Here is a 25213-nt window from a genome sequence, read left to right as displayed (position 1 = left end):
AGGACGACTTTGATCAAGCCACCGGCTGCAACTTGAAGGCCGCCCCGGGCTGCAGCAATGGCAGCAGCCAATGATCGAGCAGCAGGAACGCGAACAGCGCCATCAGGTAGACGATCGAGTAGTTGAACACCTTCATCGCGTACAGCTCGTCGGGTGGGCTCATCAGCTTCCAGGCGTGCCACAGGAAGGCAGCGTTCAGAACCATGGCACCGCACAAGTAGAAGTCACCGCTCATCTCGATGACGCGCGGAAGAATCGTCACCACAGTGAGCAGGATCGTATAGAACAGGATCTGCCAACGCGTGTACTCGACTCCGTGCGTGACCGGCAGCATCGGCACCATCGCTCGCGCGTAGTCAGCGCGACGGAAGATTGCCAGCGCCCAGAAATGCGGTGGCGTCCATACGAAGATGATCAACACCAGCAGTAGCGCGTGCGCCCAATCCCACTCGCCGCGCATGCCGGTGATCGAGGCCCAACCCAGTAACGGCGGCGCCGCGCCGGCGATGCCGCCGATCACGATGTTCTGCGGCGTGGCGCGCTTGAGGAACACGGTGTAGACCACCGCGTAGCCGATCAGCGAGGCGAACGTCAGCAACGCCGTGATGGTGTTGACCCACAGCACCAGGATCAGCATCGACAGCGCCGCCAGGATCAGCGCGAACACCAGCGCCTGGGCCGGCGTGATCTGTCCGGCGACGATCGGCCGCCACGAGGTGCGCGCCATCTTGGCATCGATGCGCGAGTCGAGCAGCTGGTTGATCGCCGCCGCGCTGGACGCGGCCAGCCAGATGCCGAGGAAGCCGAGCAGGCCGCGCTTGGTCTCCGCGGGATCGGGCATGCCGTCCACCGCCAGCAGCATGCCCACCAGTGCGGTGAACACGATCAGCGCAACCACGCGCGGCTTGGTCAGGTCCCAGTACTGGCGCAGCGTCGCGGACATCACGGCGCAGGCTCGCGCAAGCGTGCCAGCAGCGACACCAGCACGAACAGCAACAGCACCGCGCCGGCGTTGTGCAGCACTGCCACCGACAACGGCAGGCCGAGCTTGACGTTGGCGATGCCGAGCGCGACCTGCGCCAGCGTCAGTATGCCCAGCAGCGTCGCCCAGCCGCGCATGCCCGGCGTGCGCAGCAACCTTGCCGCCAGCCACAGCAGGTAGACGAACACGACGCCCGCCATCATCCGGTGCGCAAGCTGGATCGCGATGCGCGACTCGCCGTCGAGGATGCCACCTTCGTAGTCGACGCCGATGCCGCGCCACAGCACGAAGCCTTCGCCGAAGTCGTGCGGCGGCCACCACCGCCCGACACAGGTCGGGAAGTCGTTGCCGCAGGCGAGCGCGGCGTAATTGGCGCTGGTCCAGCCGCCCAGTGCGATCTGCACGCCGAGCAGCACCAGCCCGATGATCATCCAGCGGCGCACGGCAACGGCCTCGGCCAGCCGGATCGGGAGGTCGGTCGCCCGCCAGGCCGTCCACAGCAGCAGCGAGAAGGTGAGCAGGCCGCCGAGCAGATGCGCCATCACCACGATCGGCTTGAGCAGCCAGGTCACCGTCCACATGCCGAGCAGTGCCTGGAAGATGATCACCGCCAGGGTGAGCGCGGCAACGCGCGACAGGTCCAGGTTGCTCCAACGCAACGCCGCGAACAGCAACACGGCCTCGCCGAGGATCGCCAGCACGGAGGCGGCGACGTGCTGGCCTTGCATGTACAGCGGGATGGCGACCGCCACCAGCACCGCCGCGGCGATCACCTGCAGCGCGCCATAACGGCGCTTGCGTGCGGCCAGCAGCGCCAGCATCAGCACCAGCACGCCCAGCACGCCGGCGATCATGCGATGGAACTGTTCACGCCAGGCCTTGTGCACCTCGACCGGACGGATCGCGGTGGCGGCGTGGTCGCCGATCTCGTGCGCCGTGCTCGGCCATGCGGCGCGGCCGTAGCAGGTCGGCCAGTCCGGGCAGCTCAGGCCGGCATTGGACAAGCGCACGAAGGCACCGAACACGATCACGCCAAGCGCGAGCGCGACCGCCAGCCAGGCGATGCGATGGAAATGTCGGTAGGCGACGGGCTTGGTCATGCGCAGAACTCTTCCGGACGGATCACTTCAGCTTGAGCAGCTTGGCCAGGTCGGCGCGCAGCCCGGCCGGATCGAAGCCGGGAGGGTAGCGCAGAATGACGAAGCCGTAGGGATCGATGACGTACACCGGCACACCGCGCGCGCCCTTTGCAGCGGTCTCGTCGACGCGCGGCAAGGCGGCACGCAGCACCGGATCGGGCCGGAGCACGCGCAACGTCGCCGGGCGCGGCACGTTCGCCGGTGGCGCACAGTCCGGTGCCTGGCACAGCCACAACACGTGCACGTCGTCCGCATCCTTGCCGAACAGCTGCCAGACCGTGTCGATGTCGCGTGCCAGCTGCTCGCATTGCGCCGCGCAATCGGCCGGCGGTGCGACCACGATGCGCCAGACTCGCCCGGCCGGGTTCCAGCGGTAAGCCGTGCCATCGTGCAGTTGCGGCACCTGCTGGCGCAGGTCGGTCGGCGGCTGCAGCAGCTCGCCGTGGTTCTTCATGCCTTCCGGGCGCCAGCCGGAGAAACGCAGCAGGCCCGCGACCAGCATGCTGCCGAAGAACATCACGAACAGCGCGATCAGCAGGCTGCGGTTGCGGGTGCGGTGGGTGTTGTCGGTGTTCATCGCACGGGACTCCTACGGTCGTCGACGCGGCTTGCGGAAGGTCAGGATCAGCGCGGTGGCCAGCACCGTCAGCGCCAGCCCGAACCACTGCACGGCATAGCCGCGGTGCTTGTCCGGCGGCAGCGTGTTGGGCAGCAGCTCGAGGTCGCGTTGGTAGCCGCTCGGCAGGGCCGGGTCCAGGCGCAGCACGCGCGGCGCGAGCGGCACGGCCAGTCCCAGCTCAGCGCTCATCTGCCTGGTATCGAGCCGCGTCATCAGCCGATGCGCGCCTTCCTGGCGGAAAGCCGGCCCCATGGCCAGGCCACCCGAGGGAGGCGGCGCCAACAGGCCGCGCACTTCGACGATGCCCGATGGCGCGGGCTCGAGGGCGGGCATCCGGCGATCGCCCGACAGCGGCACCCAGCCCAGGTCAACCAGCAACCGCCCTTCCTGCAGCGACGGCACGGCACGGCCGGGGTGGAATACACGATAGACACGCACACCGGCGCGACCGTTGCGCAGTTGGTTGTCGAGCAGCCATGCACCGTCTTCCTCGAACGAACCGGCGCCTGCGCTCCAGTCGTACGCGCGCGCGCGCCGTGGATCGGACGCGACGGCCAGTGGCTTCGGCGTGCGGGTTTCCAGCACCTGCGCCGCGGCATCGAGCATGGCCTGTTTCTCGACCGCACGACGCGATTGCCACAGGCCCAGATGGACGAACAGCGCGATCGCCAAGGTTGCCGCAATCCATCCGATGATGAGGCTGCTCCGACGGCTCACGACTTCCTCGCGTGTGGCTGCGATAATGACGAATACGCCCCGTCACGGGGCCGATCGGACGCTGCCATGAACGATTCCCTGAAGACCTTGTTGGTCATCGCTTTCCTGATCGTGATCCTGTGGAACCTGGGCGCCGGCCTCTACTACATGCTCGTCGACAAGGGCGAGAGCAAGCGCACCGTGAACGCACTGACCCGTCGTATCGCGCTGTCCGTCGCGCTGATCCTGCTGGTCGTCCTGGCCAACTACATGGGCTGGATCAAGTTCCACGGCGGGCCGTGAGGAGCCGTGATTGGTGATTGGTGATTGGTGATTCGTAAAAGCAAAAAGGGCGACGGTGATGCCGTCGCCTTTCTTGTTCGACCGGGCTCGTGCTGGTGTTTATTCGCCAATCACGAATCACCCATCACGAAGCACGGCCTTACAGCACGTAGACGAACAGGAACAGGCCCAGCCAGACCACGTCGACGAAGTGCCAGTACCAGGCCACCGCCTCGAACGCGAAGTGCTGGTCCTTGCTGAAGTGGCCCTTGAGGCAGCGGAACCAGATCACCGCCAGCATGATCGTGCCCAGCGTCACGTGCGCGCCGTGGAAGCCGGTGAGCATGAAGAAAGTGGAGCCGTAGATGCCCGAGCCCAGGGTCAGGTTCAGTTCCTTGTAGGCGTGGATGTACTCCTCAGCCTGGAAGAACAGGAACAGCGCGCCGAGCAGCACTGTCAGGCCAAGGAACAGCAACAGCTGCTTGCGGTGGCCGGCCTTGAGCGCGTGGTGGGCGATGGTGACCGTCACGCCCGAGGTCAGCAGGATCATGGTGTTGAGCAGCGGCAGGCCCCACGCCGGGATGGTCTGGTAGAGACCTCCGATCGCACCCGGACCGTTGCTCGGCCAAGCCGTGGAATAGCCCGGCCACAGCAGCGAGTTGGTCATGACACCGTCGCCTTCACCGCCAAGCCACGGCAGCGCGAACTGGCGCGCGTAGTACAACGCGCCGAAGAACGCGCCGAAGAACATCACCTCGGAGAAGATGAACCAGATCATCCCCATGCGGAACGAGGTGTCGACCTGCTTGTTGTAGTTGCCGCGCACCGACTCGCGCACGACGTCGCCGAACCAGCCGAACAGCACGGCGATCAGCAGCGCGATGCCAAAGAAGAAGACACCCTTGCCCCAGCTGGCCTCGTTGAGCCAGCTGGCAACGCCGATCATGGTCGTGAACAACGCGATCGAACCGAGGAACGGCCAACGGCTGCTGTGCGGCACGAAGTAGATGTTGGCGTCTGGCGAGTGGGCTTGGGCCATGGCGGCGTTCCGTATAAGTGCGGCGATTACAAGGAAAGGATCTACGTCACGGAGCCGAAAGCGGCGCGGGCGCGGCCTTGGCCGTGCCTTGCTGCTGTGCGGTCAGCGTGTCGTTCTTGAAGAAGGTATAGGACAGGGTGATCGTGTTGACGTCGGCCGGCAGGTTCGGGTCGACGATGAAACGCACCGGCATGTCGCGTGCCTCGCCCGCCTGCAGGGTCTGAGCGGTGAAGCAGAAACACTCGGTCTTGTTGAAGTAACCCGACGCGCGCGCCGGCGCCACCGAAGGCACTGCGCTGCCGACGACGGCACGGTCGCTGGTGTTGCGCGCGTAGTAGGTGGTCTGGTACTGCTCGCCCGGCACGACCTGCATCGTCACCTGGTGCGGCGAGAACTCCCACGGCAACTTGGAATTGACGCCGCCGTCGAACTGCACGGTGATCGTCCGCTTCGCCGGCGCCGCCTTGGCGTCCTGCACGCCGCTGGCGGCACTGCGCTCCAGGCGGATGCCGAACACCTTCTCGCAGGCAATGCGGTACAGCGGCACCAGCGCGAACGTCAGCGCGAATGCGCCGATCGCCACCACGACCATCTTGGTCAGGCCGGCGCTGCTGCTCTTGCGGCTGTCGGGCGCGTCGCTCATTGCCCGAGCACTCCGCTGAGGATGAAGGCGATGTAGATGCCAACCGCGATCGCCGCCACCCACAGCGCGGTGCGGCGCACGGCCTTGCGGCGTGCGGCATCGTCATTGCGGGGGGCGGTGGTCGGGGTCATGTCGGCCGGCTCGGACTCAGTGCGAGATGTCGCCATGGGCGAGGTCGCCGTCGCGGATCACCGGCGGCGTGGTGAAGGTGTGGTGCGGCGCCGGGCTCGGCACGGTCCACTCCAGGCCCTTTGCGGCTTCCCAGGCGCGGGCGTCGGCCTTGGCGCCGGTGGCCAGCGAGCGCCACAGGATGAAGCCCATCAGGAACGGCGTGATGAACATGCCGAACGCGCCGATCGAGCTGATCAGGTTCCAGTCGGCGAACACCACGTTGTAGTCCGGGATGCGGCGCGGCATGCCGGCCAGGCCGAGGAAGTGCTGCGGGAAGAACAGCAGGTTGACGAACACCATCGTCCACCAGAAGTGGAACTTGGCCCAGGTCTCGTTGTACATGCGGCCCGACCACTTCGGCCACCAGTAGTACACGGCGGCGATGATGCCGAACAGGGCACCGGTGACCAGCACGTAGTGGAAGTGCGCGACCACGAAGTAGGTGTCGTGGTACTGGAAGTCGGCCGGCACGATGGCGAGCATCAGGCCCGAGAAGCCACCGATGGTGAACAGGATCACGAACGAGATCGCCCACAGCATCGGCGCCTCGAAGCTGATCGAGCCGCGCCACATGGTGGTGACCCAGTTGAACACCTTCACGCCGGTCGGGATCGAGATCAGCATCGTCGCGAACATGAAGTAGATCTCGCCACCCAGCGGCATGCCGACGGTGAACATGTGGTGCGCCCACACGATGAACGAGAGGAAGGCGATCGCGGCGGTCGCGTACACCATGGCCTGGTAGCCGAACAGCGGCTTGCGGCTGAAGGTCGGGATGATCTCGCTGACAATGCCGAACGCCGGCAGGATCATGATGTAGACCTCGGGGTGCCCGAAGAACCAGAAGATGTGCTGGTACATCACCGGGTCGCCGCCGCCGGCCGCATTGAAGAACGAGGTGGCGAAGAACTTGTCGGTCAGCAGCATCGTCACCGCGCCGGCCAGCACCGGCATCACCGCGATCAGCAGGAACGCGGTGATCAGCCAGGTCCAGCAGAAGATCGGCATCTTCAGCAGGTCGATGCCCGGGGCACGCATGTTGAGGATGGTGGCGATGACGTTGATCGCGCCCATGATCGAGCTGATGCCCATCATGTGGATGGCGAAGATGGTGAAGGCGACGTTGCTGCCGCCCTGCAGCGACAGCGGCGGGTACAGCGTCCAGCCGCCGGCGGGGCCGCCGCCGGGCAGGAACAGGGTCATCAGCAGCAGGGTGAAGGCGAACGGCAGGATCCAGAACGACCAGTTGTTCATGCGCGGCAGCGCCATGTCCGGCGCGCCGATCTGCAGCGGGATCATCCAGTTGGCCAGGCCGACGAAGGCCGGCATGACGCCGCCGAAGATCATCACCAGCGCGTGCATCGACGTCATCTGGTTGAAGAACTCGGGGCTGACGTGCTGCAGGCCCGGGACCGCCAGCTCGGTGCGAATCACCACGCTCATCGCCGCGCCGATGATGAACATGATGAAGCTGAAGATCAGGTACAGCGTGCCGATGTCCTTGTGGTTGGTCGAGAAGAACCAACGCTCGATGAAGCCCTGCTTGTGGGCGTGATCATCGTGATGGGTGTCAGCGTGCGTGACGGCCATGGCCTACCTCAGAGAATGCGTGACGATCAGCCGGCGACCGGAGCGTGCTGGGGAGCAGCTGCGGCCGTGGCTTCGGTGTTCGGGGTGGAGCTGCCTTGCGGCTGCGCCTCGGTCGGAGCGGCCGGTGCAGGGGCAGCCGGAGCGGCGGGGGCCGGAGCCGGGGCCGGCGCGTTCTTGGCCTTCTCGGCGGCCAGCCACTGCTGGTACTCGGCCTTGGGCACGGCCTTGACCACGATCGGCATGAAGCCGTGATCCTTGCCGCACAGCTCCGCGCACTGGCCGCGGTAGATGCCCGGCTTCTGGATCTCGGTCCAGGCCTCGTTGACGATGCCCGGGATCGCGTCCTGCTTCCAGCCCAGCGCCGGCACCCACCAGGCGTGGATCACGTCGTCGGCGGTGATCACGAAACGGATCTTGGTGTCGGTCGGCAGCACCAGCACGTTGTCGACGTCGAGCAGGTAGTGGGCGTGGTCGGCCGCGGTCGGGACCGCCTTGCTCTGGCGGATCTCGTCGCTCTTGCGGTCGAGGCGGCTGGTGAGGGCCACGTTCTCGCCCAGGTACTCGTACTTCCACATCCACTGGAAGCCGGTGATCTTCACCGTCATCTCGGCGTTGCGGGTGTCGTACATCGCGATCAGCTTGCTGGTCGCCGGGAACGCCATCAGCACCAGCAGCACCACCGGCACCACGGTCCAGATGATCTCGAGCTTGGTGGAGTGGGTGAAGTCCTTGTCCGGCACCGCGCCCTTGGAGTGGCGGAACTTGAACATGGCCACGGCCATGGCGCCGAACACCAGGATGCCGATGATCACGCACACCCACAGCGCGAACATGTGCGCCGAATAGGCGTTGGCCGACTGGGCGGTGACGCCCTGACCCATGTTCAGCTGCCACGGCTTCGGGTCGGTCGCTTGCGCAAACGCAAGGACCGGCAGCGCCATCGCGGCGATGCCCGCTGCCCACTGCTTGAAACGACCGGCTTTCATCTGTTCGAGCCCCAGAAAAGTCACTAGGTAAACGTGGTTGCGTTGTCGTGCTCCGCGGGCTGCCTCTCCCGGCACCGGCCGCGCCAACACGCGGGGACCGTCCGGAAGGAGGTGGCTGGCGAGCCCCAAACACCTGCGTGGGGGCCCATCACGCCTGGGCAATCTGGCCCATGGGCGCTACGGATAACCGAGAAATGGTAGCCGCCGCCCCGCCTTGCGGCAACCCGCGGCGCGTTCATGACACGGCTCCGCGCCTTGCGCAAATGGCCCGAAACGCCCTGTGCCGCAAGGTTTGCCGCAATCTCGGGCGTTCCCGTCGCGACTGCGCACCGCCGCCCCATTCCGACGCGGCGGGCGGACCGGCCGCGCACAGGCCGGGATCGGCCGAAAGCTCTAAACTAACGGGCTTCCCACGGCTGTCCCACGGGTCCGATGACCACCACCGCTTCCTCTGCCGTCACCAGCGACGTCCCGCCGCCGCACGCGCTGCTGCTCAGCCCCGAACTCCCGCCGGCCCCAACCGGCCCACGCGCCGCACTCACCGCCGGCTGGGTCCGCGACGAGGCCGCCCACGTCCGCCATCTGCTCGAGCAGGCGCACCTGCCCGACGCCGAACGCACCGCCGCGCAGGCCACCGCCGCCGACCTGGTGCGCCGCGTACGTGATCGCGCCCAGGACCAGGGCGCGATCGAGGCCTTCATGCGCCAGTACGACCTGGGCAGCGAGGAAGGCGTGCTGCTGATGTGCGTGGCCGAGGCGCTGCTGCGCATTCCGGACCAGGAAACCGCCGACAAGCTGATCCGCGACAAGCTCGGCGACGCCGACTGGAAGAAGCACATGGGCCAGTCCGATTCGGTGCTGGTCAACGCCTCGACCTGGGGCCTGATGCTGACCGGCCACCTGGTCGACCTGGCCGACGACACCAAGCGCGACGTGCACAACGCCTTCAAGCGCCTGATCGGCCGCGTCGGCGAGCCGGTGATCCGCCTGGCGGTGCGCCAGGCGATGCGGATCATGGGCCACCAGTTCGTCATGGGCCGCACCATCGGCGAAGCGCTGGGCCGTTCGCGCAAGGGCGACAACGCCAGCTACCGTTACTCGTTCGACATGCTCGGCGAAGGCGCGCTGACCACCCAGGACGCGCTGCGTTACCAGCAGGCGTATCGCGACGCGATCCATGCGATCGGCCAGAGCGGCAACTACATCGGCAGCGACGTGTTCGCCGCGCCAAGCATCTCGGTCAAGCTGTCTGCACTGCATCCGCGCTACGAGCACGCCAAGCGCGAACGCGTGTTCGCCGAACTGACGCCGCGCGTGCTTGAACTGGCACAACTGGCCAAGCGTTACGGCATCGGCTTCACCATCGACGCCGAGGAAGCCGACCGCCTCGAGCTGTCGCTCGACGTGATCGCCGCGGCTTACCGCGACATCTCGCTCGACGGCTGGGAAGGCTACGGCCTGGCCATCCAGGCCTACCAGAAGCGCGCACCGGAGGCGATCGAGTTCATCGCCGACCTCGCCCGCCGCAACGGCCGTCGCATTCCCGTGCGGCTGGTCAAGGGTGCGTACTGGGACAGCGAGGTCAAGCGCGCGCAGGTCGACGGCCAGGCCGGCTATCCGGTGTTCACGCGCAAGCCCAACACCGACGTGTCGTACCTGGCCAACGCGCGCCGCATGCTCGAAGCATCGGATGCGATCTACCCGATGTTCGCCACCCACAACGCGCAGACGATCGCCACGATCCACCAGCGCGCGAAGGCGATGGGCCGCGAGAAACACTTCGAGTTCCAGAAGTTGCACGGCATGGGCGACGACCTCTACGCCGAGGTCATCCCGGCCGATCGTCTCGACGTGCCGTGCCGCGTGTACGCACCGGTCGGCTCGCACGAAGACCTGCTGCCGTACCTGGTGCGGCGCCTGCTCGAGAACGGCGCCAACTCCAGCTTCGTCAACCGCATCACCGACGAGGACGTCGCCATCGACGACCTCATCCGCGATCCGGTCGAAACCGTGTCGTCGTTCGATTCCATTCCACACCCGCGCATCCCGCAGCCGGTCGACCTGTACCGCAGCTATGCGGCTGCACATCAGTATTTCGAGAGGAGCAACTCCATGGGCATCAACCTCGCCAACGACGATCAACTTCGCATGCTCGCCGAGCAGGTCAATGCCGCAGCCAAGGCCGACTGGCGTGCCGCACCGCTGGTGCCGGGCGCGACCGTGTCCGGTCCGCACATCGCCGTGACCAATCCGGCCGACCGCCGCGAGACCGTCGGCCAATGGCAGGCCGCCGATGCCGCCACGGTCGAGTTGGCGCTGAACAACGCGGTCGCCGCGCAGGATGCATGGAATGCGACGCCGGCCGCTTCGCGCGCCGCGATCCTGGAGCACGCGGCGCAGATGCTTGAGCAGCGCATGCCGCAGTACCTGGCGCTGTGCACCAAGGAAGCCGGCAAGACCATCCCCGACGGCGTTGCCGAAGTGCGCGAGGCGGTCGACTTCCTGCGTTACTACGGCCAGCAGGCGCGCAAGATCTTCGCGGTGGAAGCCCTGCCGGGCCCGACCGGCGAGTCCAACACCCTGCAGCTGTCCGGCCGTGGCGTGTTCGTCTGCATCAGCCCGTGGAACTTCCCGCTGGCGATCTTCGCCGGACAAATCGCCGCGGCGCTGGCCGCCGGCAACAGCGTCATCGCCAAGCCGGCCGAGCAGACCAACCTGATCGGCTACTACGCGATCAAGCTGCTGCACGAAGCCGGCGTGCCGGAAGCGGTGCTGCAGTTCCTGCCCGGCGACGGCGCCACCGTCGGCGCCGCGCTGACGCGTGACCCGCGCGTGGCCGGCGTGGCCTTCACCGGCTCAACCGACACCGCGCGCGCCATCAACCGCGCCATGGCCGCGCGCGATGCCGCGATCGGCGTGCTGATCGCCGAGACCGGTGGCCAGAACGCGCTGATCGCCGACTCCTCGTCGCTGCCCGAACAGGTGGTCAAGGACGCGATCGGCTCGGCCTTCACTTCGGCCGGCCAGCGCTGCTCGGCCGCGCGCGTGCTGTTCGTGCAGGACGACATCGCCGACAAGGTCACCGCGATGCTGGCCGGCGCGATGAATGAACTGAAGGTCGGCGACCCCGGCCTGCTGTCGACTGACGTCGGCCCGGTGATCGACAACGACGCACTGCAGATGCTGGTCGACCACGCCGCGCGCATGGACGTGGAAGCGAGCAAGATCGGCGAGGTCGCACTCGACGGCGATGCCGCCCACGGCAGCTTCTTCGCGCCGCGCGCGTACGCACTGAAGTCGCTGGACCAGCTGCGCAAGGAGGTCTTCGGCCCAGTGCTGCACGTGATCCGCTGGAAGGCCGACCAGCTCGACAACGTCATCGACGCGATCAACGCCACCGGCTACGGCCTGACCCTGGGCATCCACTCGCGCATCGACGAGACCGTCGACAAGATCAGCGCGCGGGCGAAGGTCGGCAACTGCTACGTCAACCGCAACCAGATCGGTGCGGTGGTCGGCGTGCAGCCGTTCGGCGGCCAGAACCTGTCCGGCACCGGCCCCAAGGCCGGCGGCCCGCACTACCTGCCGCGCTTCACCACCGAGAAGACGATCACCATCAACACCACGGCCGCCGGCGGCAACGCCTCGCTGCTGACGTTGGGTGAGTAGCCACGGCTTGCGCGGCACTGCCGCGCGTGGCTACGAACGCCCGCCGCGCTGCGGCGGGCCGGACGAGTAAGCGCGTTTGCGAGCCACTGGCTCGCGTGCTTACGAACGCCCGTCGCGAAGCGCAGGGCCGGAACGAGTAAACGCCGCCAGCATTCGGCGGGCCCAACGCCCGCCGCCAACACCACGCGCGAGGTTTCTCCTCGCGCGTGTTTTTTCAGGTGTCTGCTGCGCCCAGGCAGCGCGCCAGAAACTCCACGGTAGCGCGCACCGCCGGCAGCTGGCCGCGCCGGTGCGGCATCACCAGCGTGGTGGTGACACGGCCCGCACTCCACTCCGGCAGCACGCGCACCAGCTGCCCGGCCGCGAGTGGCGCGCGGCAGATCGTCTCGGGCAGGCAGACCACGCCCAGCCCGGCGATCGCCGCGCTGACCAGCACGGTCGATTCGTTGGCCACCATTCGCGGCAGCGGCGTCACCTGCGCCGTCTCGCCGTTCGCATCGGAGAGCTGCCAATGGGTGGCCGTCGCTGCGGTCAGCAGGCCGTCGTGGCTGGCCAGATCCGCGGGCAAATGCAGCGCCTCGCGTTGATCGAGGTAGGCGGGCGCGGCCACCAGCAGGATCGGCTCGACCAGCAACTGCCGCTGCACCAGCCCGGAATCCGGCAACGGCGCGAAGTGGCTGCGCACGGCGATGTCGAAGCCCTCCTGCACCAGATCGACGAAGCGGTCGGTGACCACCACCTGCACCTGCACGCGCGGGTACGCGCGCGCCAGCGCCGGCAAGTGCGGCGCCAGGTGCATCTGCGCGGTCGGCACCGAGGCGGTGATCTTCACCGTGCCGCCGGGTTCGGCCTGGCGCCGGCGCACCACCGCTTCTGCGGCCTCGGTCTCGATCAACGCGGCGCGCGCATGTTCGTAGAAGTCACGCCCAAGCTCGGTCAGGACGAAGCTGCGCGACGTGCGATGGATCAGGCGCGCTGCCAGGCCTTCTTCGAGCTCGGCCACCCGCTTGCTGATGGTCGATTTCGGCACACCCAGATGGCGTGAGGCGGCAGCAAAGCCACCGTGCTCGACGGCGGCGGCAAACAGCACGAGGTCGTTGAGATTGAGCACGGTGCAAAGTCCGTAATCATGGACGATAAGTCCAATATTTGCCTACTACTCAGTCAATGTCCACGGAAATAGATTGATCGCACCCCGACTTCGGGTCCCTCAATCAAGGACAACCACCATGACCACCCCCTCCTCCGCCACCGCCCCCACCCTGTTCTACGGCGTGCCTTCGGGCTGCTCGTTCGGTTCGATCGTCGCGCTGGAATGGCTGGGACAGCCCTACCGCCTGTCCCGCATCGAGATGCCCGAAATGGTGACCAGCGACGCCTACCGCCGCATCAACCCGGTCGCGGAAACGCCTTCGCTGCTGACCGCGGACGGCCAGATCATCAGCGAGAGCGCCGCCATCCTCAACCACATCGGCGCGCGCGGCATCGCGAAGGGCATCGGCTTCGCCCAGGGCACGGCGCAGTTCGACCGCCTCAACCAGATGCTCGGCTTCCTCAACACGACCTTCTTCAATGCCTTCGTGCCGCTGTGGCACATCCTCGAGCACGGCAGCGACGCCAACGAAGCGGCGGTGCTGCGCGAATACGGCCGCGCCAAGGTGATCCGCGCCCATGCGCTGCTCGAGGCCATGCTCGGCGATCAACCCTGGCTGCTGGGCGAACACAAGACCCTGGCCGACGCCTACTTCGCCGGCATCGCCCGTTGGACCCGCTACCACGACGTCATCGACCGCCGCGACTACCCGAACCTGCAGCGCCTGTATGACAAGCTCGAAGCTGATCCGGCGGTGGTCTTCGCCCACGCGATCGAGAAGCAGAAGCCGGCAGTGACGGCCGGTGGCTTCCTCGGCGAGGTCGATATGGGCGAAGCGCTGGAGTGGCTGCCGCTGGCCGCCTGAGGCACCGTTGCGGATCGCGCGCCCAGGCTGCGCCACAAAAAAGCCCCGCCGAAGCGGGGCTTTTTCTTTCGATGACGCGCTTGCTTAGAACTTGTACTGCGCCGAGATGCCGTACAGGCTGACGTTTGCGTCGTACTCGCCGACCAGGGTGTGGCCCTGGGCGTCGGCAAGGTCGATCTGCGGGTTGCCGGCGTCGAGGTAGGTGTAGGCGAAGTTGACCTCGAGGCTCTGCGTGGCCTGCCAGCTGGCGCCGAGCGAGTACCACTTGCGGTTGCCGTCAGGCAGGCGCGGCGTGCGCGTGGCGATGTCGGTCGGGCTCTCGTCGTAGGCGTAGCCACCGCGCAGGGTCCAGGCGTCGGTAAGCTTGTACTCGCCGCCCAGCGACCAGAACTGCGTTTCCTTCCAGTCGAAGTCCTCGACCGAGTTCGGATCCGGGTTGGCGAAGTCGATGTTGATCTCGCGCAGCGAGTCCCAGCCGGTCTGCGACCAGTCGGCCATCATCGAGAAGGCGTCGGTGAACTGGTAGGCGACGCTGACCGTGGTGACCGACGGCGTGGTCAGGTCGGCGCGGGCGCCACCGTCCTTGAACAGCACGGCGGTGTTCGGGTTGCCGCCGAGCGCGGCCTGCACATTGCCCGGCACGGTCCAGTCGACCGAACCGTCGATCTCGTGGTCGATCTCGGAGCGGTACGACACGCCGATCGACAGCTTGTCGGTCGGACGCAGGGTGGCGCCAACCAGCCAGCCGAAGCTGTTGCTGTCGCCTTCGACCTCGGCATGGCCGTCGTTGGCCTGCGGACGGAACGGGTAGGCCGGGTTGAAGCAGTTGGCCGGGCTGCCCGAGGCGCAGATGATCGTGCCGAAGTCCACCGCCTTCGACAGGGTCACGTCGGCGCGCTCATAGATCATGCCCAGGCCGACCGAGAAGCGCTCGGTGATGTCGAGCGCGGCCGACAGGGTCAGGTCGATGGTCTGCAGGTCGGACTTGTCGGCGGAGTAGCGGCCAACCCAGTCGGCGTCGTAGTCGGTGACCAGGCCGAACGGCGCGCTGACCATGGCGCCCAGCGCCAGGCCGTTGTCGAGCTTGTGCACGAACGCCATCGCCGGCACCGGGATCAGGTCGCCGGCGTCGCCGCCGTTGTCGCCGGTCATCGGGCGGCCACCCAGCGCGGTGCCGGAGCCCTCGAACTCAAAGCCCAGGTCGATGGTGGTGACATCAGCCTGGACCGTGGTGCCCTCGAACTGGGTCATCGCCGCCGGGTTGTTGGCGACGACCGAGGCATCGCCGGCGGCGACGGCGGAGCCGGCGAACGCGCGGCCCTGGGCCTTGACGCTGTTTTCCTTGATCTGGAAGCCCGAGGCGTGAACCTGGCCGAACGCCAGAGCGCCGGTGATGCCGAGTGCGAGCGCCGACAGGCGCGTGAAACCGTGAACGTGTTGCATGCGTGGAGTCTCCATTGGAGTATTTTTGGTCTTCCGCGGCCGTCTTTGCCTGAGGACCGGCCGAGCCGGTCGTCAGCGCGTGCCGGAAGCCCTCCCGACGTACGACGCCGTATGCACTATAGCGCGGCTATTAACCCAACGCTAACAATAGCCGGGCCACCGGCCAGCCACCCTCTTCGCCCCCATGCCCAAGCGCTGTCCCGCCCTGATTTGCCCTCTTGACCGTGCCGGCCCGGCCGGCGGCGGGGCCTGAATGGTGTTCGTGGCGATCCCGTCGCGCGAGCGCACGCCGCTGCGTTGGGCGACGCCGTTGCTGTTCAGCGCGCTGTGGCTGTGCTTCATCGGCGCCGAGCTGCTGCCCGACCCGGCGCAGCACCGCCTGATGATGGAATGGGGCGCGCTTTCGGGTGGGCTGGCCTCGCCGCAGGACTGGCTGCAGGCACTGCGTGACGGCAGCACCCTGCGTCTGTTCAGCGCGCTGCTTCTGCACGCCGACTGGGCGCACCTGCTCGGTAACCTGGTGTTCCTGCTGATCTTCGGCCTGCCTGCCGAGCGCGCGATGGGGCCGTGGCGGCTGCTGGCGCTGTTCCTGCTGGGCGGCGCCGTCGCCAATCTGGCGGCGGTGATCGCAATCGGTACGCCGGACCGGCTGATCATCGGCGCCAGCGGCGCGGTGTCGGCATTGATCGGCGCCTACCTGGCGCTGTTCCCGGGCGCCAAGCTCGGCGTGGTGGTGCCGCTGGGGTTGTTCCTGCAGTTCGTGAAGGTGCCGGCGCCGCTGCTGATCGGCGTGTGGGCGCTGCTGCAACTGGTGTTCACCTTCATCGGCCCGGCCTTCGGCGCGGTGGCCTGGTCGGCGCACCTGGCCGGCTTCGCTTTCGGCGGCGCGTTCGCGCTGATCGCACGCGCCGGCATTGTCCGGCGCCTGCGCCGCAAACGCGGCTTCTGAGCGTCGGGAATCGAAACGGCAAGAGCTTGAGATGCCCATGCTTCCACCCCATCGTGGAACCGAGCCCATCGCAGCTTTGCGATTCCCTATTCCCCATTCCCGATTCCCGCCTGATGGCCAAGACTCTCTACAAAGTGACCTTCCTCAACGCCGGCAAGGTCTACGAGCTGTACGCCCGCCGCGTCGCCTCCGGCGCCCTGTGGGGTTTCACCGAGGTCGGCGAACTGGTGTTTGACGTGCACGACGGTGTCGTGATCGACCCGACCGAGGAGCGCCTGCGCGACGAGTTCGGCAACACCCGTGTGCTGCATCTGCCGATGCAGAGCATCGTGCGCATCGAGGAAGTCGAGCGCAAAGGCCAGTCGGCGATCCGCGACGCCGCCACCGGCGAGAAGGTGGTGACGCCGTTCCCGCTGCCCGCCAAACCGCGGTAACGGGGAGCGATCCACCTGCGGCGGCTCACTCCCCACGCGTGGACCTCCATACCCCGCCCTTTCGCGGCATTGACTCAGGCTACGCCTGGCCGGGGCCCGAAGTTTGCTGCGCAAACTTCGGGCCCCGGCCAGTGCGCTTCCACACCCCCACCCTTGCGCGCCTGCGGCGCGAACCGCCCCCTGACTCAGGGGGCTAGGGCAAATCAAACATCAGTTAGTCGGATGCGGCTTAGTGCTTGGTCGCAGGCGGCGCCGCACTCGCCACCGTTGGCTTCTTCAATTCAGCCAACGCCGCGGTGATCGGGGCATCGCCCTCCAGCACGTCGCCGGCATTGGCGCCGGGTTGGTCTTCCTCGTCGCCGCGCAGGTGGCCGGGCAGGCTGGCCTCGCTGAAATTGCGCACGCCGCCTTCGGCCTCCTTGCCCGGGCGCAGGGTCACGTCGGGAATGATGCCCAACGCCTGGATCGACTTGCCGCTCGGGGTGAAGTAACGCGCGGTGGTCAGCTTGACCGAGTCGCCGTTGTCGAGCGGCAACACCGTCTGCACCGAGCCCTTGCCGAACGTGCGACTGCCAACGATGCGCGCGCGGCCGTTGTCGCGCAGCGCGCCGGCCAGCACTTCCGAAGCGCTCGCCGAGCCGGCATCGACCAGCACCACCACCGGCGCGCCGTCGAGCTTGTCGCCCGGGGTCGCGCCGAACTGCGCGTCGCTGATCGCGATGCGGCCGCGGGTGCTGACGATCTTGCCGGACTCGAGCAGGTCGTCGGCGATCTGCACCGCCGAGGTCAGCAGACCGCCCGGATTGCTGCGCAGGTCGATCACCAGACCGCGTAGCTTGCCGCCGGCCTGGGCCTTGAGCTTGTCGAGCTGGCTCTCGAAATCGGCGGCGGTGTCGGCCTGGAACGAGGCGATGCGCACGTAGCCGTACCCCGGCTCGAGCATCTTGCTGCGCACGCTGACGATGCGGATGGTCTCGCGCGTCAGGGTCACGTCGAAGGGTTTGTCGCGACCCTCGCGCACCACGGTCAGGGTGACCTTGCTGCCGGTCGGGCCGCGCAGCGGGCCGGAGCTGTCGCCCTCGTCGGGCTTGAACGCCTTGCCATCGATCGCGGTGATGATGTCACCGGCCCTGATGCCGGCGCGCGCGGCCGGGGTGTCGTCGATCGGCGCGATCACCCGCAGCGAACCGTCGGGCTGGCGCAGCAGTTCGACGCCGACACCGTCGTAGGCGCCGCGCGACTGCTCTTCGAAATTCTCGGCATCGCTCTTGTCGAGGTAGACGCTGTGCGGGTCGAGGTCGAACAGCAGGCCGCGGATCGCCGAGTGCATCAGCTTCTTGTCGTCGATCGGTTCGACGTAGGCCTGCTTGACCGCGTTGTAGACCGAAACGTAGCGGCGGATCTCGTCGAGCGGCACCTTGGAGTCGGCGGTCTCGGCATCGGGCGACTCGATCGGCGCGACGTCCTGCGCAGGCGCGTCCTGCGCCGCGGCTGGCGCGGTGACGAAAGCGGCGAACACGAGCGGGGCCAGATAACGCAGGGACATGCACGACTCCAGGGCAACACGCGGCAACACGCGGGCAATACACGAACAACGGATACCGGCTTGGACCGCAGCCGGCAGCGGCGGTTCGACGGATTATGAACACGTTAGGCGGCCGCGATGGAAGCTTTCGTTAACGCCGCCGTGACCGGCATCGGGCCATTAACGCCGCAGCCATGTATTGGGGTTGACCGGCGCGCCGTTGCGGCGCAACTCGAAGTACAACGCCGGCCGGCCCTGCCCGCCCGAGCTGCCGACCGTGCTGACCGGATCGCCGCGCTTCACGGTCGCGCCGACGTCCTTGAGCAGGGCGTCGTTGTGTGCGTACAGGCTCATGTAGCCATTGCCGTGGTCGACGATCAGCAGCAGGCCGTAGCCGGTCATCCACTCGGCGTAGACCACCTGACCGTCGCCGACCGCCTTGACCGTGCTGCCGGCGTTGGCGCCGATCAGCAGGCCGTCGCTGCCGCGGCCGTCGGGCATGGTGCCGCCGTAGCCGGCCAGCAAGGCACCGGACACCGGCCAGCCCAGTCCGCCGACCTGCAACGGCGGCGCGCTCGCCACCGTCACCGGTCGGCGCGTTGGCGCGTCAGGCTTGCCGCTGCGCTGCGCCGCGCGTGCCGCACGCTCGGCCGCGGCACGGCGCTGCGCCGCAGCGCGTACGGCGGCCGCGCGCAATTTGGTCAGCACCTGCTGCAGTCCTTTGGCATCGCGGCCAAGCGCGCGCTCGCGGCTGCTGCGGTCCTTGTAGCGCTGGTCGAGCTGCGCGACCAGCGTCGCACGCGCCTTGCGATCGCTCTCGAGCTGGCCGAGCTGGCTGCGCTGCTGCTTGCGGGTGCTGTCGAGCTCGCTCTTGCGCAGCACGATCGCGCGCTCGACCGCATCTAGTTCGCTGAGCTCGGTGTTGAGCGCGGCGATGCGCCGGGTGCGGTCGCGTTGCACGTAACCGTAATAGGCGATCAGGCGGTTGCCATCGGCGGCACGGTCCTGCGCCAGCAGCAGCTTCAGCGGTGCATCGTTGCCCTGCATGTAGGTCGCGCGCAGCAGCAGCGCCAGTTCCTCGCGTTGCGCACCCAGCTTGCCCTGCAACGCGTCGCGCTGTTGCTGCAGCGCGACCAGCGACGACTGCTCGTGCGCCAGACGGCTCTCGATCGCGCGCAGGCTGCGGCTGGATTGGCCGACCTGTTGGTCGGCCTCGCGCAGCTGTTTGGTCGCCGCGCCGCGCTGGCCCTCGATCTTGCGCCGCTCGGCGGCGACCGACTTGAGCTCGCGCTGCACCTTCTCGAGCTTGCGCTCGGCCTCGCGGCTGTTCTGCGCCGCGACCGGCAACGCCAGCAACGCGGCGGCGAGGACGACGACAAGGGGCGTGCGCAGGGCCCGCATCAGTCGATGGGCTGGCCGGCTTCGAGCAGACTGCGCCCGCTCATCTCGGCCGGCTGCGGCAGGCCGAGCAGGTCGAGGATGGTCGGCGCGACGTCGCGCAGGGCCCCACCGCTGCGCAGCGTCGCCGCGCGCGGGCCGAGGTAGACGAACGGCACCGGCCCGACCGTGTGCGCGGTGTGCGGCTGGCCGGTCGCGGGATCGCGCATCATTTCGAGGTTGCCGTGGTCGGCGGTGACCAGCAGCGCGCCGCCGCTGTCGCGCACGGCCTCGACGATCGCGCCGATCGCGATATCGACCGCTTCGGCGGCCTGGATCGCGGCGGCCAGGATGCCGCTGTGGCCGACCATGTCCGGGTTGGCGATGTTGCAGATCGCCACGTCGATGTCACCGGAACGGATCGCCGCGGTGAGCTTGGCAGTCACTTCGGGGCAGCTCATCTCCGGCTGCAGGTCGTAGGTGGCGACCCTGGGGCTCGGCACCAGCGTGCGCGTCTCGCCCCGGTAGGGCTCCTCGCGGCCGCCGCTGAAGAAAAAGGTGACGTGCGCGTACTTCTCGGTCTCGGCGATGCGCAGCTGCTTGAGGTGATGGGCTGCGAGCACCTCGCCCAGCGTGTTGCGCAGTTCGTCGGGGGCAAACGCCACCGACGCCGGCAGCCGGGCGTCGTACCCGGTCAGGCAGACGAAGCGCGACAGCTGCGGCCGCCGCGCCTGGAACCCGTCGAAACCGGGCGCGACGAACGCTGCGGTCAGCTGACGTGCGCGGTCGGCGCGGAAATTCATGTACACCACGGCATCGCCGTCGCGCATAGGCGCGCTGCCGGCCGCCGTGCCCGCTGAAATCACGGTCGGCGCGACGAACTCGTCGGTCTCGCCGCGCGCGTAGGCCTCGCGCAGTGCGCTCAGTGCATCGGCAGCGACGTGCTCGCTCGCTGCCTCGACGATCGCGTCCCAGGCGCGGCGTTGGCGGTCCCAGCGCTGGTCGCGGTCCATCGCGAAGTAACGCCCGCTGACCGAGGCGATGCGGGCGTTGCCGAGGCGATCGCAGGCGGCCTGCAGCCGGCGCAGGCTCGGCTCGGCCGATTGCGGCGGCATGTCGCGGCCGTCGAGGAACGCATGCACGGCGACGTCGGCGACGCCTTCGCGCTTGGCCAGGTCCAGCATCGCGAGGATGTGGTTCTCGTGGCTGTGCACACCGCCCGGCGACAGCAGCCCCATCACGTGCAGCGTACCGTTGTGCGCCTTGGCCGCGGCGCAGGCGGCGCGCAGCTCGGCATTGGCGAAGAAGCTGCCGTCCTCGATCGCGGCATCGACCCGGGTCAGGTCCTGATAGACGATGCGGCCGGCGCCCAGGTTCATGTGGCCGACCTCGGAATTGCCCATCTGCCCGTCCGGCAGGCCGACGTGACGGCCCTCGGTGTGGATCAGCGTGTGCGGTGCGGCGGCCAGCAGGGCGTGCCAATGCGGCAGCGTCGCCTGGGCCAGGGCGTTGTCGGCCGGGTCGTCGCGGTGACCCCAGCCATCGAGGATGAGCAGGACCACGGGGTGGGGGCGCACAATCTCTGCGGACACGTCGGATTCCCAATTAGAGTGACGAGGCGGCGACGTCGGGCAGGGCCCGCACGCGGCATTGCCCGCGATTGTAGCGAAGCGGGTTAAACCGGCACCGTCTCCGCGGCATCCATACTTTGAAACCCGTCCAAACCGGAACCCAAACGATGCGCATCCGCTCCAGACTCGCTCTCTCGCTCGCACTGGCCCTCGCCGCACCGGCCGCTTTCGCCAACCAGGACATCGACAAGGTCAACGGCAGCATCACCGTCGAGGCCGGCCAGCAGGCCGGCGACCTGGGCACCGTCAACGGCAGCATCAAGGTCGGCAGCCAGGCCCGGACCGGCGATGCCGAGACCGTCAACGGCAGCATCACTCTCGCCGAGAACGTGCAGGCCGGCGGCCTGTCCACGGTCAACGGCAGCATCCGCGTAGCGGCCCGGGCCCGCCTCGACGACGGCGTCGAAACCGTCAACGGCGGCGTCTTCATCGATCGCGGCGGCAGCGTCCGCGGCGACATCGAAACCGTCAACGGCGCGATCGGCCTGGTCGACACCGACGTCAGCGGCGGCCTGGCCACGGTCAACGGCGACGTCACCGTCGGCGCCGGCTCGCACGTCAAGGGCGGGCTGCACTACGCCAAGCCCAGCAGCACGTCGTGGTTCACGACCAGGCAGCGCGACCCGCGGGTGATCATCGGGCCCAACGCGGTTGTCGACGGCCCGCTGGTGTTCGAGCGCAAGGTCACCCTGTACGTGCACAGCACCGCCAAGACCGGCCCGATCACCGGCGCCACCGCGGTGCGCTTCGAGGGCACCACGCCGCCGGCGCAGTAATCCGGTCGTCCCGAACTGCCGGACCCGGCACGACGCCGGTCCGGCCCGCGGGCCTAGAATGGAATTTCGCGCCGGCACCCACCGGCCGGCGCGATCGATCCTTCCGGAGGTCCCATGTCCCGTACAACCCTGCTCACGACCGCGATGCTCGGCGCGCTTGCGCTCGCGGCCTGCACCCAGCCCGAGGCCGACGCGCCGACGGCCACCGCGCCTGCGCCGTCACCCGCATCCGACCACGCCTTCGACGGCGCGATCAACGCCGCCGACTTCGCCGCGCACGTCAAGACGCTCGCGTCCGATGAATTCGAGGGCCGCGCCCCCGGCAGCGCCGGCGAGGAAAAGACCGTCCAGTACCTGGAAGCGCAGTTCAAGCGCCTGGGCCTGAAGCCGGGCAACGGCGCCAGCTATTTCCAGGACGTGCCGATGGTCGAGACCACGGCCGACGAAGCCACCACCCTCAAGCTCGACGTCAAGGGTCAGCCGCGCGAGCTCAAGTTCGGCAGCGACATGGTCGTCGGCACCCGCACCGGCCAGCCCGAGGTCAAGGTCGACGGCAGCGAGCTGGTGTTCGTCGGCTACGGCGTCAACGCGCCCGAGCAGAAGTGGAACGACTACGCCGGCGTCGACGTCAAGGGCAAGACCGTGGTCATCCTCGTCAACGACCCCGGCTTCCATTCGCAAGACCCGAAGCTGTTCGAGGGCAAGCGGATGACCTACTACGGCCGCTGGACCTACAAGTTCGAGGAAGCCGCGCGCCAGGGCGCCGCCGCCGCGCTGATCGTCCACGACAGCGACGGTGCCTCCTACGGCTGGGACGTGGTCAAGAACTCCTGGTCGGGCGCGCAGTTCGACCTGCCCTCGCAGGATGACCCGGAGCCGCGCCTGCCGGTGCAGGGCTGGATCACCGGCGAGGTCGCGCGCAAGTTGTTCGCCGACCTCGGCCAGGATCTCGACGCGCTCTACCGGGCCGCCGGCCAACCGGGCTTCAAGGCGATCCCGCTGCAGGCCAAGGCATCGGTCGACCTCAAGAGCAAGACCAGCCAGAAGTCGTCGAAGAACGTGGTCGCGTTGCTGCCGGGCGCCAAGCGTCCGGACGAGGCCATCGTCTACATGGCGCACTGGGACCACCTCGGCAACCATGCGCATGAGGCCGACGAGCATGGCGCCTCCAGCGGTGGCGAGCCGCACACCGACACGATCTACAACGGCGCGGTCGACAACGCCACCGGCGTGGCCGGCATCCTCGAGATCGCCGAGGCCTTCAGCAAGCAGACGCCGCCGCCGGACCGCTCGCTGCTGTTCCTGGCGGTGACGCTGGAGGAGTCCGGCCTGCTTGGCTCCAAGTACTACGTCGCCCACCCGAGCATCCCGCTCAACAAGACCGTGGCGGTGATCAACCTCGATGCGATGCCGGTGATCGGCCAGTCCCGCGACATGACCGTGGTCGGCTCCGGCAGTTCGGAACTGGAGGACATCCTCAAGACCGTCGCCAGCGGCCAGCAACGCGTGCTGCAAGCCGAGGCCACGCCCGAAAACGGCTTCTACTTCCGCTCCGATCACTTCAACTTCGCCAAGGCCGGCGTGCCGGCGCTGTACGCCAAGGGCGGCGACGACCTGATCGACGGCGGCCTTGAGGCTGGCCTGAAGGCCCAGGTCGATTACCGCGACCACCGCTACCACAAGCCCGGTGACCAGTACGACCCGGCCTGGAAACTCGACGGCGTGGTCCAGGACCTCGACGCCCTGTACGGCGTCGGCAAGACCCTGGCCGGCAACGAGCAATGGCCAAACTGGTACGAAGGCAACGCCTTCCGCGCCGCGCACGACAAGCTGATGCAACCCGCCGCGAAGTAACCTGTGCACAAGGCGGTCATACGCAACGGCGTCCCGGAATCGGGGCGCCGTTGCCGTTTCCGGCCGGGTGGATTCGCTTCGGCCGGTTTCGGTTAGGCTGATCGCGCCCGAACTCCCGGAACCCGTCATGACCCTTGCCACGGCCTATTGGTGTGTCCTGATCGCCGCCGCACTGCCTTACCTGTGGGTCGCCATCGCCAAGGCCAGTGGCGAGCGTTACAACAACCGCGACCCGCGTGCCTGGCAGGCACGCCAGGACAACCCGCGCTCGCAGCGCGCCAATGCCGCCCAGCTCAACAGCTTCGAGGCGTTTGCACCGTTCGCGACCGGCGTCATCCTGGCCCAGCTGGCCGGCGTCGCACACGAGCGCATCGCCTGGCTCGCCGTCGTCTTCATCGTTTTCCGCGTGCTGCACGGCCTGCTCTACATCGCCAACCAGCACATGCTGCGCACGCTGGCCTGGACCGGCGGTTTCGTCTGCGTGCTGTGGTTGCTGGCACAGGCGGCACTGCGCATGACCGCGGCCGCGTGACCATCGACTCATCGAATACCCTGCCCATGCCCTCTGTCAGCGACAACCCGATGCCCGCGCTGCGTAGTCACCTGCAACGCGATGGCTTTGGTTTCGTCGACGCGACCGCCATGCGCGTACTGCTCGAGCAGGCGCATACGCTCGATGATTGGGCGGCGTTCGCCGCGAGCTGGAATCAATTGGCACCGGACCCGTACCTGGCCAGCCTCGGTCGCCATCGACGACGACGCCATGCGGTGTTCTCGGCCGCACCCACGGGTGCGATCCAGCGCAAGCCGCACCAGCCGCATTACCAGAGCCTGCAGTACAACGTCCTGCAGGGCGACATCGAACGCTGGTTCGAGCCGGTGCTGCCGGAGATTGCTGACAGCATCAGCCTGCGTGCGATCCTCGAATTCAGCCGCGACTTCTTCGGAAGCCTCGCCCCGAGCGTGCGCTCCTGGCACATCGAGCTGCATCAGTTCCGTATCGAGGCCCGCCCGGATGAGCCGGGTCAACCGACGCCCGAGGGCGTGCACCGCGACGGCGTCGACTACGTACTGGTGCTGCTGGTCGACCGCCAGAACATCGTCAGCGGCACCACCACGATCCACAGCGCCGACGGCACCCAGCTCGGCAGCTTCACCCTGACCACGCCCCTCGATGCCGCCCTGGTCGACGACAACCGCGTCTTCCACGGGGTCACTGCAGTCACGCCACAAGACCCTGGCTTGCCATCGCACCGCGACGTGCTGGTGGTGACATTGCGCAAGGCCGGTTGACGTGCTTCGCAGTCCCCGGATTCGCGGGCTGCGAAACTTCATGCACTACGTGACTCGAAGACCTGCAGGCACGACGTTGCCGTTGTTCTGATTCAAGGCCTTGGATTATCCGGGCGGCGTGCGGGTCCGCAGGCCAGGCAGTCCGGCATTGGCATGC

22 protein-coding genes and 1 pseudogene are annotated in these 25213 nt (G+C 67.8%); 9 read left to right on the top strand and 14 right to left on the bottom strand.

Translation table 11 applies throughout. The annotated features are described in order from the left end of the window. Positions 1-13: 13 nt before the first annotated feature. The 4 genes from cyoE to ACFOLC_RS09750 are packed head-to-tail and all read right to left on the bottom strand — an operon-like array spanning position 14 to position 3457. Positions 14-943 carry a heme o synthase gene (gene cyoE / locus ACFOLC_RS09765; protein WP_386759065.1) on the bottom strand — a complete coding sequence of 310 codons (930 nt, stop codon included), beginning with the start codon at positions 941-943 and terminating at the stop codon, positions 14-16. Next, positions 943-2082, bottom strand: coding sequence for a COX15/CtaA family protein (locus ACFOLC_RS09760; protein ID WP_386759064.1), 1140 nt, complete (start codon positions 2080-2082; stop codon positions 943-945). Before ACFOLC_RS09760 ends, cyoE begins: the two co-directional genes overlap by 1 nt. Positions 2083-2104: 22 nt before the next feature. Then, complete coding sequence (locus ACFOLC_RS09755) at positions 2105-2698, bottom strand: hypothetical protein (protein WP_386759063.1); 594 nt, start codon at positions 2696-2698, stop codon at positions 2105-2107. A gap of 12 nt (positions 2699-2710) precedes the next feature. After that, on the bottom strand, positions 2711-3457 hold the full coding sequence (locus ACFOLC_RS09750; protein ID WP_386759062.1) for an SURF1 family protein: 747 nt from the start codon (positions 3455-3457) through the stop codon (positions 2711-2713). A 66-nt stretch (positions 3458-3523) separates the two neighbouring features. Here ACFOLC_RS09750 and ACFOLC_RS09745 point away from each other — a divergent pair, with 66 nt between their 5' ends. After that, positions 3524-3739, top strand: coding sequence for a twin transmembrane helix small protein (locus ACFOLC_RS09745; protein WP_386759061.1), 216 nt, complete (start codon positions 3524-3526; stop codon positions 3737-3739). A 139-nt stretch (positions 3740-3878) separates the two neighbouring features. Here ACFOLC_RS09745 and ACFOLC_RS09740 read toward each other — a convergent pair whose 3' ends face one another. Genes ACFOLC_RS09740 through coxB form a run of 5 tightly spaced genes read right to left on the bottom strand, consistent with a single transcriptional unit; the run spans position 3879 to position 8147 of the window. Then, positions 3879-4757, bottom strand: a complete 879-nt coding sequence (locus ACFOLC_RS09740; RefSeq protein ID WP_386759060.1) for a cytochrome c oxidase subunit 3 — start codon at positions 4755-4757, stop codon at positions 3879-3881. A gap of 46 nt (positions 4758-4803) precedes the next feature. Further along, positions 4804-5400, bottom strand: a complete 597-nt coding sequence (locus tag ACFOLC_RS09735; RefSeq protein ID WP_386759059.1) for a cytochrome c oxidase assembly protein — start codon at positions 5398-5400, stop codon at positions 4804-4806. Further along, positions 5397-5531 (bottom strand): hypothetical protein, encoded by a 135-nt coding sequence (locus tag ACFOLC_RS09730; protein ID WP_386759058.1) that lies wholly within the window; start codon positions 5529-5531, stop codon positions 5397-5399. The genes ACFOLC_RS09735 and ACFOLC_RS09730 overlap by 4 nt, the downstream gene beginning before the upstream one ends. Positions 5532-5547: 16 nt before the next feature. After that, a complete protein-coding gene (gene ctaD / locus ACFOLC_RS09725; protein WP_386759057.1) occupies positions 5548-7161 on the bottom strand; it encodes a cytochrome c oxidase subunit I in 1614 nt (537 codons plus the stop codon). 26 nt (positions 7162-7187) lie between these two features. Beyond that, positions 7188-8147 (bottom strand): cytochrome c oxidase subunit II, encoded by a 960-nt coding sequence (gene coxB, locus ACFOLC_RS09720; RefSeq protein WP_386759056.1) that lies wholly within the window; start codon positions 8145-8147, stop codon positions 7188-7190. Positions 8148-8579: 432 nt separating this feature from the next. Here coxB and putA point away from each other — a divergent pair, with 432 nt between their 5' ends. Further along, the gene (gene putA, locus ACFOLC_RS09715) at positions 8580-11816 is read left to right on the top strand and encodes a bifunctional proline dehydrogenase/L-glutamate gamma-semialdehyde dehydrogenase PutA (RefSeq protein ID WP_386759055.1); all 3237 of its coding nucleotides are present in this window, start codon (positions 8580-8582) and stop codon (positions 11814-11816) included. Positions 11817-12030: 214 nt separating this feature from the next. On the opposite strand, the gene ACFOLC_RS09710 is transcribed toward putA, so the two are convergent. After that, a complete protein-coding gene (locus ACFOLC_RS09710) occupies positions 12031-12927 on the bottom strand; it encodes a LysR substrate-binding domain-containing protein (protein WP_386759054.1) in 897 nt (298 codons plus the stop codon). 118 nt (positions 12928-13045) lie between these two features. Between ACFOLC_RS09710 and ACFOLC_RS09705 the strand changes: the two genes are divergently transcribed. Next, positions 13046-13774 (top strand): glutathione S-transferase family protein, encoded by a 729-nt coding sequence (locus ACFOLC_RS09705; protein WP_386759053.1) that lies wholly within the window; start codon positions 13046-13048, stop codon positions 13772-13774. Between the two features lie 84 nt (positions 13775-13858). Here ACFOLC_RS09705 and ACFOLC_RS09700 read toward each other — a convergent pair whose 3' ends face one another. Further along, positions 13859-15217, bottom strand: a complete 1359-nt coding sequence (locus ACFOLC_RS09700; RefSeq protein WP_386759052.1) for an OmpP1/FadL family transporter — start codon at positions 15215-15217, stop codon at positions 13859-13861. Positions 15218-15473: 256 nt separating this feature from the next. Between ACFOLC_RS09700 and ACFOLC_RS09695 the strand changes: the two genes are divergently transcribed. Both ACFOLC_RS09695 and ACFOLC_RS09690 read left to right on the top strand, forming a co-directional pair. Next, positions 15474-16166, top strand: coding sequence for a rhomboid family intramembrane serine protease (locus ACFOLC_RS09695; protein WP_386759410.1), 693 nt, complete (start codon positions 15474-15476; stop codon positions 16164-16166). A gap of 113 nt (positions 16167-16279) precedes the next feature. Further along, positions 16280-16600, top strand: coding sequence for a DUF1820 family protein (locus tag ACFOLC_RS09690; RefSeq protein ID WP_386759051.1), 321 nt, complete (start codon positions 16280-16282; stop codon positions 16598-16600). 235 nt (positions 16601-16835) lie between these two features. Here the strand turns inward: ACFOLC_RS09690 and ACFOLC_RS09685 are convergent. The 3 genes and pseudogenes from ACFOLC_RS09685 to gpmI form a co-directional block, all read right to left on the bottom strand. Beyond that, positions 16836-18146 (bottom strand): annotated as a pseudogene (locus tag ACFOLC_RS09685) (S41 family peptidase); the annotation flags it as partial. Between the two features lie 159 nt (positions 18147-18305). After that, positions 18306-19526, bottom strand: coding sequence for a murein hydrolase activator EnvC family protein (locus ACFOLC_RS09680; protein WP_386759050.1), 1221 nt, complete (start codon positions 19524-19526; stop codon positions 18306-18308). Beyond that, positions 19526-21094 (bottom strand): 2,3-bisphosphoglycerate-independent phosphoglycerate mutase, encoded by a 1569-nt coding sequence (gpmI, locus tag ACFOLC_RS09675; protein WP_386759049.1) that lies wholly within the window; start codon positions 21092-21094, stop codon positions 19526-19528. Before gpmI ends, ACFOLC_RS09680 begins: the two co-directional genes overlap by 1 nt. A 146-nt stretch (positions 21095-21240) precedes the next feature. Here gpmI and ACFOLC_RS09670 point away from each other — a divergent pair, with 146 nt between their 5' ends. The 4 genes from ACFOLC_RS09670 (at position 21241) to ACFOLC_RS09655 (ending at position 25056) form a co-directional block, all read left to right on the top strand. After that, positions 21241-21909, top strand: coding sequence for a hypothetical protein (locus tag ACFOLC_RS09670; RefSeq protein WP_386759048.1), 669 nt, complete (start codon positions 21241-21243; stop codon positions 21907-21909). 114 nt (positions 21910-22023) lie between these two features. Continuing rightward, positions 22024-23763, top strand: coding sequence for a M28 family metallopeptidase (locus tag ACFOLC_RS09665; RefSeq protein ID WP_386759047.1), 1740 nt, complete (start codon positions 22024-22026; stop codon positions 23761-23763). Positions 23764-23890: 127 nt separating this feature from the next. Then, a complete protein-coding gene (locus ACFOLC_RS09660; protein WP_386759046.1) occupies positions 23891-24295 on the top strand; it encodes an MAPEG family protein in 405 nt (134 codons plus the stop codon). Between the two features lie 26 nt (positions 24296-24321). Continuing rightward, positions 24322-25056 (top strand): 2OG-Fe dioxygenase family protein, encoded by a 735-nt coding sequence (locus ACFOLC_RS09655; RefSeq protein ID WP_386759045.1) that lies wholly within the window; start codon positions 24322-24324, stop codon positions 25054-25056. Positions 25057-25213: the final 157 nt, after the last annotated feature.

The sequence above is a fragment of the Lysobacter cavernae genome, assembly GCF_042648505.1.
Taxonomy (GTDB): domain Bacteria; phylum Pseudomonadota; class Gammaproteobacteria; order Xanthomonadales; family Xanthomonadaceae; genus Lysobacter_L; species Lysobacter_L cavernae.
The sequence above is the reverse complement of the archived record's forward strand: the minus strand, read 5'-3'. Positions and strand labels throughout refer to the sequence as shown.

Bases quoted from the DNA above. Each gene is read 5' to 3' on its own strand.
- ACFOLC_RS09690 (WP_386759051.1), top strand. From the start codon at position 16,280: ATGGCCAAGACTCTCTACAAAGTGACCTTCCTCAACGCCGGCAAGGTC.
- ACFOLC_RS09745 (WP_386759061.1), top strand. From the start codon at position 3,524: ATGAACGATTCCCTGAAGACCTTGTTGGTCATCGCTTTCCTGATCGTG.
- ACFOLC_RS09735 (WP_386759059.1), bottom strand. From the start codon at position 5,400: ATGAGCGACGCGCCCGACAGCCGCAAGAGCAGCAGCGCCGGCCTGACC.
- ACFOLC_RS09660 (WP_386759046.1), top strand. From the start codon at position 23,891: ATGACCCTTGCCACGGCCTATTGGTGTGTCCTGATCGCCGCCGCACTG.
- ACFOLC_RS09700 (WP_386759052.1), bottom strand. From the start codon at position 15,217: ATGCAACACGTTCACGGTTTCACGCGCCTGTCGGCGCTCGCACTCGGC.
- ACFOLC_RS09655 (WP_386759045.1), top strand. From the start codon at position 24,322: ATGCCCTCTGTCAGCGACAACCCGATGCCCGCGCTGCGTAGTCACCTG.
- putA (WP_386759055.1), top strand. From the start codon at position 8,580: ATGACCACCACCGCTTCCTCTGCCGTCACCAGCGACGTCCCGCCGCCG.
- ctaD (WP_386759057.1), bottom strand. From the start codon at position 7,161: ATGGCCGTCACGCACGCTGACACCCATCACGATGATCACGCCCACAAG.
- ACFOLC_RS09705 (WP_386759053.1), top strand. From the start codon at position 13,046: ATGACCACCCCCTCCTCCGCCACCGCCCCCACCCTGTTCTACGGCGTG.
- cyoE (WP_386759065.1), bottom strand. From the start codon at position 943: ATGTCCGCGACGCTGCGCCAGTACTGGGACCTGACCAAGCCGCGCGTG.
- ACFOLC_RS09680 (WP_386759050.1), bottom strand. From the start codon at position 19,526: ATGCGGGCCCTGCGCACGCCCCTTGTCGTCGTCCTCGCCGCCGCGTTG.
- ACFOLC_RS09730 (WP_386759058.1), bottom strand. From the start codon at position 5,531: ATGACCCCGACCACCGCCCCCCGCAATGACGATGCCGCACGCCGCAAG.
- ACFOLC_RS09755 (WP_386759063.1), bottom strand. From the start codon at position 2,698: ATGAACACCGACAACACCCACCGCACCCGCAACCGCAGCCTGCTGATC.
- ACFOLC_RS09670 (WP_386759048.1), top strand. From the start codon at position 21,241: ATGCGCATCCGCTCCAGACTCGCTCTCTCGCTCGCACTGGCCCTCGCC.
- ACFOLC_RS09740 (WP_386759060.1), bottom strand. From the start codon at position 4,757: ATGGCCCAAGCCCACTCGCCAGACGCCAACATCTACTTCGTGCCGCAC.
- coxB (WP_386759056.1), bottom strand. From the start codon at position 8,147: ATGAAAGCCGGTCGTTTCAAGCAGTGGGCAGCGGGCATCGCCGCGATG.
- ACFOLC_RS09665 (WP_386759047.1), top strand. From the start codon at position 22,024: ATGTCCCGTACAACCCTGCTCACGACCGCGATGCTCGGCGCGCTTGCG.
- ACFOLC_RS09760 (WP_386759064.1), bottom strand. From the start codon at position 2,082: ATGACCAAGCCCGTCGCCTACCGACATTTCCATCGCATCGCCTGGCTG.